The organism is Halomicronema sp. CCY15110, from assembly GCF_016888165.1.
Classification (GTDB): Bacteria; Cyanobacteriota; Cyanobacteriia; order Phormidesmidales; family Phormidesmidaceae; genus Halomicronema.
The window spans coordinates 14,897-30,910 of the sequence record NZ_JACSWC010000203.1 but is presented as its reverse complement, the minus strand read 5'-3'; the positions used below and the strand labels follow the sequence as shown (position 1 = coordinate 30,910).

Sequence of the window (16,014 nt, the reverse complement as noted above, 5' to 3'; positions counted from 1 at the left end):
ACCTCATTCGGCAAGCGTTTCACCAGCACCTGTACCATCATTAAAGTTTTCATATAAGGAAGGGGTAAATTCTCTAACAACAGGGAACTATACATAAGAGCAAGCAAGCCGCCACAAGGAACTAATAATGAGCCAAGCAACAAAAAAGTTACAAAAGCTGAAGGACAATATATTCCGTCCACGCAAAAAAATTGAGCAACATATTGCCGTATTCGGTGAATCTGGCAGTGGCAAGACAACACTCCTAAATACCTTCTATGGATGGCATAAAGAGCCTGCCTTTAAGCAAAATGTTGGCTATAGTTTACTCGCAGAAGATGCTAATCAAGGGTTAAGACTTTCCAATGGATATCTCAAAATGAAGGAAAGCTTACTGCCCGAAACTACAAGATATCAATATCATTCGTTTAAGTTTACAATCACCGTTAAAGACCTGGAAAGACCGGCTGGTTCAATTGTATGGCACGATTATCCTGGAGAATGGTGGACAGAGAATAAGAAAGAAGTTGAGGCCAGAAGAAAGCTGGAAGCTTTCCGTTCGCTCTTAGAATCAGATATTGCTTTTTTCTTATGTGATGGTCAATCCTTGAAAAACGAAGGCGGCAAGTATATCAGACGTTTATTTGGTAGCTTTAGGGATGAATTAGAACGTCAGAAAAATGCGGTTCTATCTGACCAAAAAAAGTTAACAACGTTTCCTCGAATATGGGTCATATGTCTTTCGAAGTCGGATCTTTTTCCTGACAAGGACGTCTATTGGTTTAAAGATGAAGTACATAGAGCTGCTGCCGACGAGATAATAGAGTTAAAGTCAGTATTGGGAGAAATTTTGAATGGTGATCAATACCAATCAATTGGTGAAGACTTCTTGCTGCTATCTTCTGCAAAATTCAACCCAGAAACAGGCAAGATAGTTGACCTAAAGCAAAATATTGGGATTGATCTTATCCCTCCTATATCAATAATTCTGCCAATTAAAAGAGCCTTACTTTGGGCAAGAGTAGGTGAGCAAGGCAATGCAGGGATCTATAAGATATTAGAAATTTTCCGTAATCTCACAACCAACTGGATGAAGTACTTGCCTCTTGTTGGAAATGTTTTCATGCTGTTAGATGATACTGCTAAATCAGCTACGGACAAGTTGAAGGATATAAAAATCTCAGCCAGAAAAAAGGGCGATTCAGCCTCAGCAGTAGTTGCAGCTTTTGCTGGAAAATTGAGAACCGACGATACTCAAAAGATTTACTTTTCGGATAAGCAATGAATTTACAAAATGTGCTTTGGTCAACTCGTGGTGAAGACTGGGGTTTTCGATTTCTACTTCACCCTAATATAAATGTTGCTTCTAGAAACTGGCTGGAAATCTATGAGGAAGTTTTCAAGTACAAACAAGTTTCGGTATCAGATTATACCTGCCGTGGCAAAATTAACTTGCTCGAAAATCGAAGTTTTTTTTATGTTGCTTTTATTTTCACGGATCCTGAACGCAGAAAAGATCGCTCAGGTAGAGTTATTCCGCACGAGTTAGTTTATTTTGATGCTGAATATTTAGAAGTTGAATTTGACGATTTTAATTTAAAAAATAGAATCTGGAATATGGTGTCTGATACTTACAGTACATTGTATCCGCTTCCTGCCAATGAAATGAATTCAAAAAAAGTGGTGGTTGATGGAGAAGCGCCTCTCATCATTCAGGTCGATTCTGATTTTTTATTTTCTGAAAGCAATGATAAAAGGCGGATTTCTGTACCAATAAAAATTTCTGTGATACTGGTTATTATTGTCCTGGTGACTACAGTTGTGTTTGCCTTCAAGTATTTTACGTCACAGCCGGAAGTCGAATCTTCACAAATTTTAATTGAACAAAATAGTGATATTGAAACTGAATCATACAGTTATTTGGGTGGAGGGGATTTGCAGCCTTAAGGACTTTTAGAGTGACAAAATTTATGAGGTTTTTGTTTTCTAAGATGCTTTTTCTGAGCCGATCGCTGAAGTATTTTGAGAACGATCGCCCCATCACATCCGAGCAACTTTGAGCGATTTCTGGTTTTGGGTGAGACCGCGATCTTCTTTCCCGTGCCGACGCAGAAGTGATTTGAGTGAGATCGCCCCATCGCATCCGGGTCACTTTGAGCGATCGCTGGTTTTGGGTAAGGGAGCGATCGCATTTCTCGTGTCGCTGCCGAAGTGATTTGAGAGCGATCGCCCCAATCGCATCCGAGCCACCGTGAGCGATCGCTCGTTTTGGGTGAGAGGGCGATCGCCTCTCCCATGCCGTTCTCTGAGGGAGTAGAGCGATCCTCCGGCAGAGTTCGTTGCTCCATCCGTTTCTGCGGCCGACGGGTCGAATGATGGGCTTTGTATCGAACTTAAAATGATGGAGAAGCCGCTGAGGCTCTTTAAATGGATTGGCATCGTTCTAATCGCAGCATGAGCGCATCGAACAGGCTCGGGTCGCCAAAGCCCCCGCCCCGCCCGGTGCCAAAGCCGCCGATGAGCCAAGAGCGATACCAGGGCATTTCCCAAAACCAGAGGGCTGGTAAATGTCCCTGAGGGGCGTCTAGAGAAAAATTTAACCAGTGGTAAAAGTTGAAAAACCCGATGGGCTGCCAAAGATTCATCACCCACCCAGCCTGACGGCTAAACTCAAAACTGGAGCGCTCAGCGGCTTCACGATAAATGTGGAGTTGCGTGCTGAAACCAAATCGGCCGCTGCTGTAGAACAGCCAACGCTGGTCGAGTTCATGCAGGGTAGCGCAGGGAAAGTTGGCGATCGCCGCCTGATCGAGCCAGCCCGCTTCCCGGCGATCGCTGACGGCCAGCATGATCTGGAGGGTGACCTCATCGGCCAGTTGCCAGTCGGCGTGGCTTAAGAGGCTGTCGAGCTCTTGCAGGCCGTCTTGGATGTCGGTGGTCATCATGATGGCTCGTCATCTCCTGCCGAGGGGGGCGGGGGACTGCTGGATTTTTTCAGGTGGGGCAAGCAGTGTTCAATGACATCGTGGAATAGTTGGGGAATGATGTCTTCGCTCACCACATAGTCGCCTTCAAGGCTATTGGCGGCCCAGCGCCAGGTGGGCAAATGTCCCGGGGGGGCCTGCAAATGAAACTGGAGATGGCGATAGGCTTTGCGGCGGACGAGGAGGCTGACGTTGCCGATGCCGACGTTTTCGATCCACTCGACAGCGGTCAAAAACTCGCCGGGCTGGCGATCGCACTCCGCATAGATCTGCTGCTGCGCGGCAAACCCAAACTTGTTTTGACTGTAGCGCGCCCACAGCTGATCGATAGTTTGCACGTCGGCACAGTACTGACTCAAGCTCAATAAGGTATCGGTGGCGAGGGGACGCATGTCGTGGCTCAGAGCGGATAAGAGCAGGCGCTCAGTTTCTTGATCAGCGGCTTCCCAATGGTTGAGCCACAGCAATTGCCGGAGACGCGTGTAGTCCAGGCCCAAGGCTGAATCAATGTGGCCGTACCGCTCATCGGTGGCTTCACGTTCGATCGCGCGCACAATTTCCCGATCCAACTGCCAGTTCCGGCGGGCTTGTTCGAGGCGGCCCCGGTCAAATTCGCTGGGGTAAGGCGACCGGGTGATCGCCCCGGCAAACTCCTGGCGATACGCTTCTGCCCGCTGTTGCTGCATGGCCAACAGTTGTTGGGGCGACGGTGATTCGGGTTGTTTAGGGGGGCGATCGTCAGACTCTTCTGATTCAGAGTCCGGGGTGTTTTCCGAGGATTGGCGCTGGGCAATTTCTTCGATGCTGATGGTGGCAATTTCTTCGTCGTTGGCGGCCAGGCCGATCGCTTCGCAAAAGCGGGCGAGTTCGGTCTGCGTGTGCGCGCTCAAGGGCATTTGGCGGTCAAGCTCATGGCTGAGCAAGGTGCGATAGCGTTCCAGCTTGGTTTGCCGATCCTGATAGGGGCCCAGGGCGCGAATTTTGATTTGCTCGGCGGTTTCCTCATCAAGTTGCAATTGATTCCGCAAAAGTTCCAAATTTTCTTCTTCGATGGGCGAAAACTCCCCCTCATGCTGGGCATAGAGGGCTGCTCGGGCTTGGAACAGTTGCTGCTCCGGCAACAGAATGTTGACGGCGGGTAACAGGCTCAGGACGACCTCACCGGAGGCGGTCTCAACTTGGGTCGTGACGTGCTCAATGGTGCAAGTGAGGCGAATGGTAACGTGATCGACTGGCAGTAGGTCGCTGACGCCCAAGTCCTCCAGACAAGCGCTGATGCACTCTAGCCAGGTGGCGACTCGTTCGGGCTCGGGCAAGCGGATATCGAGGCCATACAGGGTGTCCCCTTCAGGGGGAGTTCTTAACGGTTTGATGCGCTCGCCGGGGCTCATGTCATATTGCGGCAACGCGCGCCAAAACTCCTGCACGGCCAGATCGCGCTCAACGATATTCAGTGAGCTGTCAATGACTCGTAAAAGTATGCGAGCTGGTCGGACGCTCTCCACCTTGGGGCTACTCCTCTCTATGTGATCATGCTTGCCGATGGCAGGACTGCACTAAGGATAATGCTTGCGATCGCATCTCAACCGTTAATTCTGTCAGGCTAGTTTGACCGGTGCCCGAGCCGGGCACCGGGCGGCAAATGAGTCGTTATCGATGGCGGCGGCAGCGCGATCGCCTCTGAGCGGCAAAAGTTTACGTTTGGAGAAATTCTGCGGGCTCAACCGAAGAAATTAAAAAGCTTGCACTAGACTGAGGAAAATTTTGCCTACACTAAGCGACGTATGACGTCTTTTTGCCTCATTTTTGAGCTACGGAGTTCTCTGGCTGGGAGTGTTCTGCAGCTAGGTTGCTCTGAGATTAGACATCGAGGCCTAATTTTTTCGGCCCGGTATTAATCTGCTGTAGTCTGGGTAGCCTGGACTGCGGACGACCTTTTAGTTCGATAGCAAACTTAATTTATTGATAGCAAGGGTATGACGGTAACTTCTCAATCCCTGCAACGAATTCTTTCTGGGGTTGCGCCCTTTGACCAATTGCCTGGGACAGCGATCGCGAACTTGGCCCAGAGCGGTCAACTATTGCGGTACCGCATTGGTCAACCGATTGTGCGTCCAGAGGCGTTGCCGCAGCTGGTGCTGATTACCGAAGGACAGGCCCGACTCTTGGGCGAAGACCCCCGCACCGACAAGCCCATCACGCTACAACTGCTGGATAAGGGGGCGCTGCTGGGCATTGTGGGGCTGCTGCGGGGGCAACCCTGTGAAACCGCGATCGCCTCCTCTGAGGTGGTGGGCTGCCAGTTCTCCATGGCGATCTTTCAGCAAACATTGGACCAATATCCCGACTTTGCGACGGCAGTGCGAGATCAGCTGTATCTGGCCGAAGTCTTTGACCTATTGGCGCGGCAGGTGAACGACCAAGCCGCCGATGCGGGCGATTTGGCGCAGTTGGCTAAACAGGCCCAGCAGGCTGGCCGGGTACACTATTTACCCTATGGCAAGCGGCCTTTGCACCTGCCCAGTCAGAATGATTACACCTGGTTCGTGAGCAGCGGCACGATCATCAACCAACCCATGGGCAGTCGGCTCAATTTGGAGTGGGCGGGCAATGAGTTAGACGTGATTAGTCCCCAGGGAGCCCGCCTGGTGGGACTGCCCGATATCCCTGCGTTGTCGCCTGCCTTGCCGCCGCCCGGTACCGCAGCAGCAGGGGCAATGGCGGCGGCCGAACCAGGGGCGATTCCCTACGCACCGGAACATTTGCCGGAGCCGGAACCCGAGCCGTCGGCCACCGCAGCGGATTATCCATTTGTGCGGGGACGAGGCGACATCGAAGGCATGTTGGCCTGCATGGAAATGGTCAGCCAGTACTTTGGCATGCCCTTTCGCCGCGACATTATTCGTCGGATTTTGACTAACCAGCGCGATCGCTTAGGGCAACTCTCCCTTCCCCTGGCGGGCAAAGTGGCCGAATTCATGGGCCTGCGCACCCAAATGACGCAGGTGCCTGCGAGCGCCATCAGCCGCCTGCCCACCCCCGCGTTGATTAGCTGGGAAGAAGGCTACGCCATTCTGTATGAAACGAACGCGAAGGCGCGGGTGCTAGCGGTGCCCGACGTGGGGCTGATTCAGCGATCGCCCATCGAGTTCGAAGAAACCTGGGGCGATGAAGGCGAAGTCGTTCTTTTAGAAAAGACCCGCGAAACCCCCCAAGAACGCTTTGGCCTGAGCTGGTTTATTCCCTCGCTCAAAAAGTACCGCTGGGTACTTGTGGAAGTGCTCATTGCGTCGTTCTTTGTGCAGCTGTTTGGCCTGGCCAATCCGTTGATGGTGCAGGTCATCATCGACAAAGTGATCGTGCAAAACAGCACCGACACCCTGCAAGTGCTCGGCGTTTTTCTGCTGGTCATTGCCGTCTTTGAGGCTATACTCACCGCCCTGCGAACGTATCTGTTTGTGGATACAACGAACCGCATTGACATGGCACTGGGCTCCGAGATTATCGATCACTTGTTGCGGTTGCCGCTGCGCTACTTTGACAACCGCCCCGTGGGAGAACTCTCGAGCCGGGTCAACGAGTTGGAGAATATCCGTAAGTTTCTGACCGGCACTGCCCTCACCGTGGTGCTCGACGCCGTGTTCTCGGTGCTGTACATCGTCGTCATGTTCATTTACAGCTGGCTGCTGACCCTGGTGGCGCTGGCGACGATTCCCCTGTTTGTCTTTTTGACGGTGTTGGTCGCGCCCATTGTGCGCAAGCAACTGCGGGTGAAGGCCGAGCGCAACGCCTCGACCCAGTCCTTCTTGGTGGAAGCGCTGTCAGGCATTCAAACGGTGAAGGCCCAAAACATTGAGTTGCGCACCCGCTGGCAATGGCAAGAGCGCTACGCCAGCTACGTCAGCGCTGGCTTCAACACCGTGCTGACCTCCACCACGGCAGGGGCCGCCAGCAACTTTTTGAATAAGCTGTCGGCGCTGTTGGTGCTCTGGGTGGGCGCTTATCTGGTGCTGCAAGGGGAACTGAGCCTGGGTCAGCTGATCGCCTTCCGCATTATTTCGGGCTACGTGACCGCGCCGATTTTGCGTTTAGCCCAGCTCTGGCAAAACTTCCAAGAGACAGCGCTGTCGTTGGAACGCTTGAGCGACATTTTGGATCATCCTTGCGAGGCCGAAGAGCAGGGCCGTAATCAAATTCAGATGCCCGATATTCAGGGCCAAGTGACTTATGAAAATGTGGCGTTTCGGTTTGCCCCTTCTGGCCCATTGCAGTTAGTCAACGTTAACTTGGAGTTTCCGGCGGGCCAGTTTGTCGGCATTGTGGGCCAGAGCGGTTCCGGCAAGAGTACGCTGATGAAGCTGCTGCCGCGCTTGTATGAAGTCGAATCGGGCCGCATCCTGATCGACAAGTACGACATCGGCAAGGTGGAGTTGTATTCCCTGCGGCAGCAGGTGGGCATCGTGCCGCAAGACAGCCTCTTGTTTGAGGGCAGCATTCAAGAAAATATTTCGCTGACGCGCCCGGAGGCCGATGATAACGCCATTATTATGGCCGCCCGGATTGCCGGAGCCCACGAATTCGTGATGGATTTGCCGTTGGGCTACAACACCCGCGTCGGTGAACGGGGAGCGTCACTGTCCGGGGGGCAGCGCCAGCGGATTGCGATCGCCCGCACCATTCTCCACAATCCCCGCCTGTTGATTTTGGATGAGGCCACCAGCGCCCTCGACTATGACACCGAAAAGCAAGTGTGTAATAACCTCAAAACTTGGGCTCAAGACCGCACGGTGTTTTTCATCACCCACCGACTGAGCACCATTCAAGACTCCGACACCATTTTGGTGATGGATCGCGGGGCGGCGGTGGAACAGGGCACCCACGAAGAGCTGATGGCGCTGCGGGGGCGGTATTACACCTTGTATCAACAACAGATTCATACCCCTGAATAGGCGGTTAAAGCGCTAGCCTGATTAGCGGCACCTGCCTCAGTTCTTGTTTTCGCTCAGATTCCTACGAGGATGAATCATGACTTCCGGATCGCACGTGACTCCAAACGGCACTATCCAGAATGGGCACAATGGCAACGGCAACGGCGCGGTGCCGCCAACGCCGCCTCAAGTTCCCCCCACGCCACCGACTTCCGGCTTTGAGCGATCAGTCATTTTGCGACAGTCGCCCCGCTGGGCGCGGTATGTGGTCTGGGGTATTGTGGGCGTCACGGTGGCGACGGTGGCCTGGGCGTGCCTAGCCAAAATTGAGGAGGCGATCCCGGCCCAGGGCAAGCTGGAACCAGAAGGGGTGGTCCAGCCCGTGCAGGCACCGGTCGGAGGGGTCGTCGCCGAAATTCATGTGAGCGAGGGCGAAACGGTGGAGCGGGGGACGGTGCTGGTCACCCTGGACCCGAAAGCGACCCGCGCTCAATTGGGGGCGTTGCAGGATATTCGGGCGCGTCTGCGCGAAGAAAACCAGTATTACCGCTCGCAGCTCAGTGCGCAGCCGGAAGTGGCAGGTGCTCCGGTCACGGTTTCGCCTGAGATCGCCCGGTTGACCAGCAATCGCGTGGCCCTCGTGGAAGAGAACGAACTGTATCGGGCGATTTTGCGCGGCGACCTGAATGCGGCCAACTTATCCCCTCGCCAGCGGGAACGAGTCGCCACCACTCTCGGGGGACTGGATTCCCAGATTGCCATCAATCAGCTCGAAGTCGAGCAGCTGGATAAACAGCTTGACCAAGCCACCACCCAACTGGCTAACGCGGTGCAGTCGTTATCGGTGGAACAGGAGATTTATGACCGCATCGCCCCGCTGGTTGAGCAGGGCGGCATCTCTGAACTGCAAGGATTGCGGCAGCAGCAAGAGGTGAGCAATCGCCAAACGGAGGTGAATAGTCTGCAAGAAGAGCAGCAGCGACTATTGCTGGCGATCGACCAGGCCCAAGAAGAGTTGCTGCGCACCCAAGTGGTGTCGGACGAAGAACTGCTGGAGCGAATTGCGGCCAATGATAACCAAATCGCCAACCTGGATAGTCAGATCACGAAAGTCGTGGTGGACAACGAAAAACAGTTAGAGGAAATTGGCGGGCAAATTAGCCAGCTTGAGTTTGCCCTAGAGAATCAGGAACTGCGGGCTCCCCTAGATGGGCAGGTCTTTAACCTCAGGGCTAACCAGCCGGGTTATGTGGCGAATGCCACCGAGCCGATTCTGGAAATCGTGCCCAATGACACGTTAGTAGCGCGAGTTTTTATCACGAATCGCGACATCGGTTTTGTGACCCAGCGGTTTCAAGATTCCGAAGAGCCGCTAATGGTTGATGTCCGCATCGATTCATTCCCTTTTAGCGAATTTGGTGATGTTGAAGGGGAAGTCGTCCACATCGGTTCCGATGCTTTGCCCCCAGACGACGTGAATCCCTACTATCGATTCCCCGCAGAGATTGAACTACAAGATCAACTATTGGGCGAAGCGCTGCCGCTGCAATCAGGGATGTCGGTAACAGCCAATATCAAGCTGCGCAAACGCCGCGTCATCACCATTCTCAGTGATCTGTTCGTACGGAAAATTGACAGCCTGCGGTCAGGCGGATAGGGGATGACATCAAGAACGGAAGCGGAGGGATTCGAACCCTCGAGGGAGGTTACCCCCCCTACCTCCTTAGCAGGGAGGCGCTTTCAACCGCTCAGCCACGCTTCCAAGGAGTGTTTATTCACACTAGCTTGGATATTATAGCCCTGGATTGTCTGCAACGTAACCCCTGATTTTTAGGACTGCAGACAACCCAGGTGAAATAAGCGTGGGAGAGTGGCGGGGAGTATCCAAACCCATGCATGAACCCGGTTGTTAGATAATCTATCGAATAGCTGCGTCGATTGATGCCCAGTGATTGACGCCAGTTTTCCGTATCGACGCGTCAACTGTTGTAGATCGCTGGCAATGTCCATAACATTTGGCAACGTTCTGCCAGGGGGCGTGGGGGCGATCGCGCTACTCAATGCTGATTCCGCCGACGGTTTCGGCCGGTTTCGGGCGAGCCACGGTGGCCTGCTCAATTTTGCGTTTGCGCGCGTGGTGCTGTTGAAAATACTTTTGCCAGTCTTGCGGCGCATCCATCGTCTCGCCGCCGTGCTGGGTTAGGCGTTGGCGGACTTGGCACAGCACCGGGGTGTTCACACAGGCCCCGGAAATAATGACCTGTCCCTTGGTGAGAGAGGGGAGTTCTTTAAGCAGATCCCGACCCGCCGCTTCCACGCCGTATTTCAAACTTTCCTGATCCACCGGATTCACAATGCGCATCAGAAATTGGCTCATGCATTGCGACAGCACATCCGAGTCCAGTTTGCCAGGGCGTTGGGTAATCAGCCCTACCCCCATGCCAAACTTACGTCCCTCACTGAGAATGGTACGCAGCACTTGCTTGCAGCGGGCCGGCTCGTGAGCCGGCGCAAACCGGTGCGACTCTTCCAACAAAATGAAGACTGGATAGGGCAGATAATTCTCATCTGCCTCGGAAATATTTTCTTTCTCTGTCCCCATGCGCGCCTGGTAAGTCTGACGTAGCACGGCAGCACAAATCACTTGCTGCTCTTCCTGGCTAATTTCGTTCATTTGCAGCACCGTGACCTGACCCGGCTCAAAGAGATCCTTCGGTGCGAGATGCTCCGCTCGGTGGAAGTAGTCAGAACTCGCGAGCTTTTCAAGCTTCCATTCGATCGCGGGAGCCGACGACCCGATCTTGGGATTGCCGTCATCGTCTTCGCTAGTGTCCGCTTCATTCACGGCACGGATCAGGTCTTCTACATCCCACCGATAATCGCCGTGGCGATGGCGCTTGAGAATCTTGAAAGCCTTGCTGAGAATCGCCTGCTGGCGATCGCTCATATTCGGCAGCAGGGTCATCACGTCGTAATAATCAAGCGATGACATGCGAATGCGAATGTCTTCTGGCGTCAGCACTTTGACTTGAGGGGCGTAGCCGTCGTCGCCTTGAAAAGCAGGATGTCCCCGCATATCGCCCAGCGTGCCGTATTCCCCATGGGGGTCAAAGACGAGAACGGCGGCGCGATTGTTAGGCCGTAGCAATTCTTCAATCAGCACACCAGCGGTGTACGATTTGCCGGAGCCCGTCCCCGCCAAAATCGCCATGTGGGTACTCACCAGTTCCTTCACGTCCAGCGCGACGGGCACCGTTTCTCCCGGTCTCAGCAGTAGGGAACCAACATGCGCCCCCCCGATTTCTCCCGGCTGCTTTTTATTAACCACCTTGACCAGCGTGGCATCGTCAACCCGATAGACTTTGGAGCCGGGATCCGGTGTCAGTCGGGGATTGATGAATCCCAAAGCAGGATGGAAATAACCAATGACCGCAACGGTGACTTCGTAAATTTCTGGATCCGGGTACGCGAAGCCGACAAGGGCCGCGATCGCATCAGGACTGATGCCCGTATCCGCAAAAATGCGATCGGGCAGATGATCAATTAAGCGGCGATCGGCAATCTTGCCGAGAATGCTTAGCGTTTCATGCCCCTGCTGCACTTGATACGCCACAAATTCGCCAATCTTGACCTCGCGGTTATCGGCGGTGATGAACAAATATTCATTCCCGTTTTCGCCGGGGCCTTTAACAGTGCCGACAACTTGAAGCATGTCTGCGGTCATAGCGGATTCCGGATTCTCCTAAGAAAAACTATAGTGCAAATGTTTCGGATGCAGCAGCAACTGGCAAGATCGATATTTTCTGGCGCTCAGCAAAAATACGGGTTTTACGGAGCCGGACACCGTCCGTGCAAAAACTGCCGCGATTCCACGGTGATATGACAGCAAAGCCCCGCAGTATTCTATAAATTAACGACTCAATATTAGTCACCATTGAGGCATCCATTCATGCGGTGGACTTGATCAATCGTGGCAATTTAGGTCTAATATGCAGTAGGTATCGGCAAGCATCACAATGACTGACGCGACTCCGCTCGAAGCCTTAGAAGATATGCCAGTTGAACCTGCACTGGACGACTTATTTAGTGCAGGCAACTTGTGCATTGAGACAGAAAAATTACCACAACGCCACCGCCGGATTCTCGCTTCGATTTCCATTCCTTGTCCGGTTGAGCAAGTGTGGGGTATTTTGACGGATTACGAAAATTTGTCCAATTTTATTCCTAACCTGACGGTGAGCCGCCGCCTAGAGACGGGTGACTCGCGTACTTTGCTGGAGCAAGTGGGTTCTCAATGCTTCCTCAATATCCAGTTTTGCGCCCGGGTGGTGCTTGATATGGCCGAGCAGTTTCCCCACCGTATTGGCTTCTCTATGGTTGAGGGCGACTTCAAATCTTTTGAAGGGGTCTGGAAGTTGGAGCAAGCCAATGAGTCGGATCAAGTCACTCGCTTAAATTACGAAATTACGGTTTGTCCGCCTCGGGCTATTCCCGCCATGCTGATTGAACGGCATTTACGAAATGATTTAACCCAAAATTTACAGGCGATTCGTAATTATGCGATCGTGGCTAACGGCAGTGCGTAGTTGTTGCTTCGGTTAGCGGATGATGTACCCTACGCCTCTGAGTAGGGTTTTTGCGTTAATGGGTTAACTGCAATCTCGCTTCTGCAACAGTCTCACCTGGAGTATGCTCATCGGCGTCGTAATGCTGACGGCTTTCTTGCGCTTAAGTAGTCTTTGACTTTGGACAGATAGCATGGTGCCAGCGCTGAGAACACAGGCGTTGAGTCTCTGGAAATGGATGATTAAGCCAATTTCTGAGCGTCTTGGCAAGGACAGAGTTTTCACAGTGGGGATTCGTGTCAGGTTAAGAGCATGTTGCTGTAGTCAAGAAGTTGAAAACAGGCTAATGCAGCGTCAAGCCTAAAACTTAGGGCATGCTCTTGGAGGGAGCCACTGGGCGAACGACCAGCTCAGCCCGAATGCACAGATCCCGCTCATCCTGAGTTTGTCGTAGGCCTTGCCTTGCCGCAGGCAATAGGATGTTGGCGAGTGTGTATCACCCTAAAATCAAGCACTGACAGAGCACTAGTGCCGCCGCCTCAAAATCTGTCAGTCTGGTCTCAGTAATTGCCGCGTTCCTCGCCATACTCAGGGCAGTTGCTCCAGGTTATTTTGGGGCAGGAGTCTCAGCTGAGGTAACGAGATGGCGAATCCACTCAAGCGCAGTCTGCGCCGTTTCTTTCGCAAAAGCAATCAGGTCAACAACGAGCCCATCAACAAAGTCAGCTTGGTCGTCATCATTTTGATTGACCTGTTTATCTTGTCAAATGTGTTCTGGGGCTTGCATGATGTTGGCAATTGGCCGATCAGCCCTCAACAAGAACATCCTTGCTACAGCGAGTGGGTGGCTTACCGACAGCAAACGAACGAGAATAAGTCGTTCGAGTTTCTGCAAGCAGCACTGGTGCGATCGCCAGCAGAGGAGTCCCTTCAAGAGCGCTACCAAACCACTACCAGCGAACACCTAGGACAAGTCTCTGAAATCTGCCAAACCTATGCCAGCCGCTACGATCAAGTGCAGACAGCGGCGAATCAGCAGCGCCTGGCCGCCATCAATCAGCGGGAGGGTGAAATCGCTAGCCTCGAAGCGGCTAACCGCCAAATTCGTGAGCAATACGATTCTACGCTGTTAGAAGCATTAGCCGGACAGTCTGAAGAACTCTCGATCAACGAGGTTGAAGCGGCTAACGCCAAGCAGGAACTCGATCGCAACACCGCTCAGATCGAAAGCTTGACGGATGAGATTGATGCACTCAAGGCGGAGGTGGTGGCTGACGCCAGCAGTCAACCTATCCTCTCGCTGCTGATGAATGACGGACAATTTGCCCAACTTGAACAGCAATATAATCGCGCCAACTTTTGGCACCCCACGATTCAAATCTTCTTTCAGGGACTGTTTTTGATACCGTTGCTGACGATCGCCTGGGCGGTGCATCAACTTGCTCAACGCCGCAACTACGGCCTAGTCGCGCTCCTGAGTTGGCATCTGTTGGTGATTTTCACTGTGCCGCTGATTGTGAAAGTCTTCCAGATTTTGCAGGTGGGGGCACTCTTTTCGGTGCTAACGGATCTGGCGATCGTCTTGCTCGGCGGCCTACAGTTCCTGGTGAGCTATCTGTATATCTTACTGATTCCGCTGTTGGGCTTTGGCCTGATCAAATTTTTCCAAAAAGTTGTCTTCAATCCCAAGGTGCAGGCAGCGGGGCGAGTGCAAAAAGGTCGCTGCATTCGCTGTGCCAAAAAGCTGCATCATGCCGAAACCCATTGTCCTCACTGCGGGTATGGTCAGTTGCGGGAATGTCCCACTTGTCACGTCTCGACCTATCGCTTGTTGCCGCACTGCCGAGCCTGTGGCGCGAAGTTGCCCTAAGCTAGGCTTTACAGTAACTGTCGTCAGCATGGGCATGACCTTAGATGGTTGAGTAATCCAAAGCCGTACTGTTGTTTTCGATGATGGAAAAGCGGACTGCTTCGCATTTAAGGTACGCAGTCCGCATAGTTATAGCTTCTGGGTGATCAGGCGGCCTTGGAAGCGGATGTGTGCGATCGCTGTCGCCACACCCCAACGGCCATAATTGCTAATAACCCAACTAAAACCCCTGGTTCTGGAACTGATTCGGCCTCTTTGCCAGGCTCGATATCATCGACAATCTCGCTACCACTATCACCCGTACCACCAGTAGCAGGCGTATCGTCTTGACCTGTGGCGTCGCCAGCCGTTGCACCGCCGCTATCCTCTGGCGTCCCGGCTCCTCCTCCTTCAGCGCCCGTCGTCCCGCTATCTGTCGGGTTCTCAGAGTCATCCGAGCCAGAATTCTCGCTACCTGTTGCGGTCGTTAGTGGACTAAACTCAGTCACGCCATTCCACCCGATAGATTCAGCGCGAGTCGCCTGTGACAGATCGGTTGTTAGCACGACCCGATACTCAAATGGAGTATTAAAGCCAGGAGCTAGATCATCAAACCGCTGCCCGTTGATATCCACAGGCGCGAAGAAAGAATCCCCAAAAAAGACCACCTGGTTGTCAACGAAATCTAGCCCGGTTGGTCTAACGGTATTGGTGTTGCCACTGGAGAGGGCAGAGCGGATAAAGGTTCCCGCTTCAGAGTCACCAGTGTTCGGATTGAGCTTGAGTAATACGCTCACTGCAGCGCCTCCCCCGGCACCATAGCCCGAGAGCCAACCGCCCTGAGTCGCCTGCCCAAAGGTTTCTGTCCCTTGGGAACCGCCATCAGCTGTGAATACTCCGTACAAGTTTTGAGAGGTTTCATCCCATAGTAAGCCAGCGCCCCGACCATCAATACCGGAGGTGTCGTAGTACTGAATCCAGTCGCGCACCCCATTTGTGAAACTGGTCACAATGGGATCTTGGTTATTTCTCCCTTTTTGGAAGGTGCCGATGTAAATTGTGGTGTCGCCAAATGAAATGCTGGCAGCATTAAGGTCAAGCAGATCGGCTTCTGAGGTACTAGGGGCAAATTTGACGACCCCATTATTCAGGCTACTCAACGCCGCAGCGTGAGCCGGTAGAGCACTCAAACAGCCCAAGGTAGCCGCGATCGCAGCCGCAAAAATGGATTTCATGGGTTTTTCCCTGAAGGTGTTTTCAGATGATGAACCAGTGAAACCAGAGCAAAAAAGACTTTCAAAGGGACGAAGACGCGGTGCAGTAAGCGTTCGGAGATCGGTAACACGGCCAGCAGACTCACGATGAATCTGTCGAGTGCCGGCCAAAACGGCTAGATAATACTGCCGCCGCTGGGGACACGAGTAGTCGCCAGTGATACCGACCTTAAAGTCAGGCTTGGGAGCTCAAATTGTGGACAAACCTAAAACCAACTTGTTGAACCCGAACGGTTACTAACTCATCTTCCACTAGGAAACTGGGTGCTCATTAGAACTATGCACTCATAAGAACAACGCTGAAGAATCCTAGACATCCTGTCGACATTCGCGGGCAAGTTATCGTCTTTTCCGACTCTGACATCACTTTGTTCCTGGTAGACATGCACCATCAGAGCACAGACAATCCAGTTACGTCATCATGAAATTCTCCTA

Annotated in this window: 11 protein-coding genes and 1 tRNA gene; 6 read left to right on the top strand and 6 right to left on the bottom strand. The window is 52.8% G+C overall.

Features of this window, described 5'->3' with window-relative positions:
- The first annotated feature begins 127 nt into the window (after positions 1-127).
- Both JUK32_RS06580 and JUK32_RS06575 read left to right on the top strand, forming a co-directional pair.
- On the top strand, positions 128-1,264 hold the full coding sequence (locus JUK32_RS06580; protein ID WP_204138053.1) for a GTPase domain-containing protein: 1,137 nt from the start codon (positions 128-130) through the stop codon (positions 1,262-1,264).
- Positions 1,261-1,926 (top strand): hypothetical protein, encoded by a 666-nt coding sequence (locus tag JUK32_RS06575; protein WP_204138052.1) that lies wholly within the window; start codon positions 1,261-1,263, stop codon positions 1,924-1,926. Before JUK32_RS06580 ends, JUK32_RS06575 begins: the two co-directional genes overlap by 4 nt.
- Here JUK32_RS06575 and JUK32_RS06570 read toward each other — a convergent pair.
- The 3 genes from JUK32_RS06570 to JUK32_RS28440 form a co-directional block, all read right to left on the bottom strand.
- Entirely contained in the window at positions 1,923-2,327 is a 405-nt protein-coding gene (locus JUK32_RS06570) for a hypothetical protein (RefSeq protein WP_204138051.1), read from the bottom strand. The two genes, JUK32_RS06575 and JUK32_RS06570, sit on opposite strands and share 4 nt — an antisense overlap.
- Before the next feature lie 75 nt (positions 2,328-2,402).
- Complete coding sequence (locus JUK32_RS06565; RefSeq protein WP_204138050.1) at positions 2,403-2,924, bottom strand: GUN4 domain-containing protein; 522 nt, start codon at positions 2,922-2,924, stop codon at positions 2,403-2,405.
- A complete protein-coding gene (locus JUK32_RS28440; RefSeq protein ID WP_204138049.1) occupies positions 2,921-4,390 on the bottom strand; it encodes a GUN4 domain-containing protein in 1,470 nt (489 codons plus the stop codon). The genes JUK32_RS06565 and JUK32_RS28440 overlap by 4 nt, the downstream gene beginning before the upstream one ends.
- A gap of 549 nt (positions 4,391-4,939) precedes the next feature.
- On the opposite strand from JUK32_RS28440, the gene JUK32_RS06555 reads away from it, so the two are divergent.
- Entirely contained in the window at positions 4,940-7,912 is a 2,973-nt protein-coding gene (locus tag JUK32_RS06555) for a peptidase domain-containing ABC transporter (RefSeq protein ID WP_204138048.1), read from the top strand.
- Between the two features lie 76 nt (positions 7,913-7,988).
- Positions 7,989-9,548: an HlyD family efflux transporter periplasmic adaptor subunit gene (locus JUK32_RS06550; RefSeq protein WP_204138047.1), complete on the top strand. Its 1,560-nt coding sequence runs from the start codon at positions 7,989-7,991 to the stop codon at positions 9,546-9,548.
- A 16-nt stretch (positions 9,549-9,564) separates the two neighbouring features.
- Here the strand turns inward: JUK32_RS06550 and JUK32_RS06545 are convergent.
- Positions 9,565-9,653, bottom strand: a tRNA-Ser gene (locus tag JUK32_RS06545).
- A gap of 291 nt (positions 9,654-9,944) precedes the next feature.
- Positions 9,945-11,615 carry an ATP-binding protein gene (locus JUK32_RS06540; RefSeq protein ID WP_204138046.1) on the bottom strand — a complete coding sequence of 557 codons (1,671 nt, stop codon included), beginning with the start codon at positions 11,613-11,615 and terminating at the stop codon, positions 9,945-9,947.
- Between the two features lie 292 nt (positions 11,616-11,907).
- Here JUK32_RS06540 and JUK32_RS06535 point away from each other — a divergent pair, with 292 nt between their 5' ends.
- Complete coding sequence (locus JUK32_RS06535) at positions 11,908-12,477, top strand: SRPBCC family protein (RefSeq protein WP_204138045.1); 570 nt, start codon at positions 11,908-11,910, stop codon at positions 12,475-12,477.
- Between the two features lie 622 nt (positions 12,478-13,099).
- Complete coding sequence (locus tag JUK32_RS06530) at positions 13,100-14,326, top strand: hypothetical protein (protein WP_204138044.1); 1,227 nt, start codon at positions 13,100-13,102, stop codon at positions 14,324-14,326.
- A gap of 146 nt (positions 14,327-14,472) precedes the next feature.
- Here JUK32_RS06530 and JUK32_RS06525 read toward each other — a convergent pair whose 3' ends face one another.
- Entirely contained in the window at positions 14,473-15,540 is a 1,068-nt protein-coding gene (locus JUK32_RS06525; RefSeq protein WP_204138043.1) for a PEP-CTERM sorting domain-containing protein, read from the bottom strand.
- Positions 15,541-16,014: the final 474 nt, after the last annotated feature.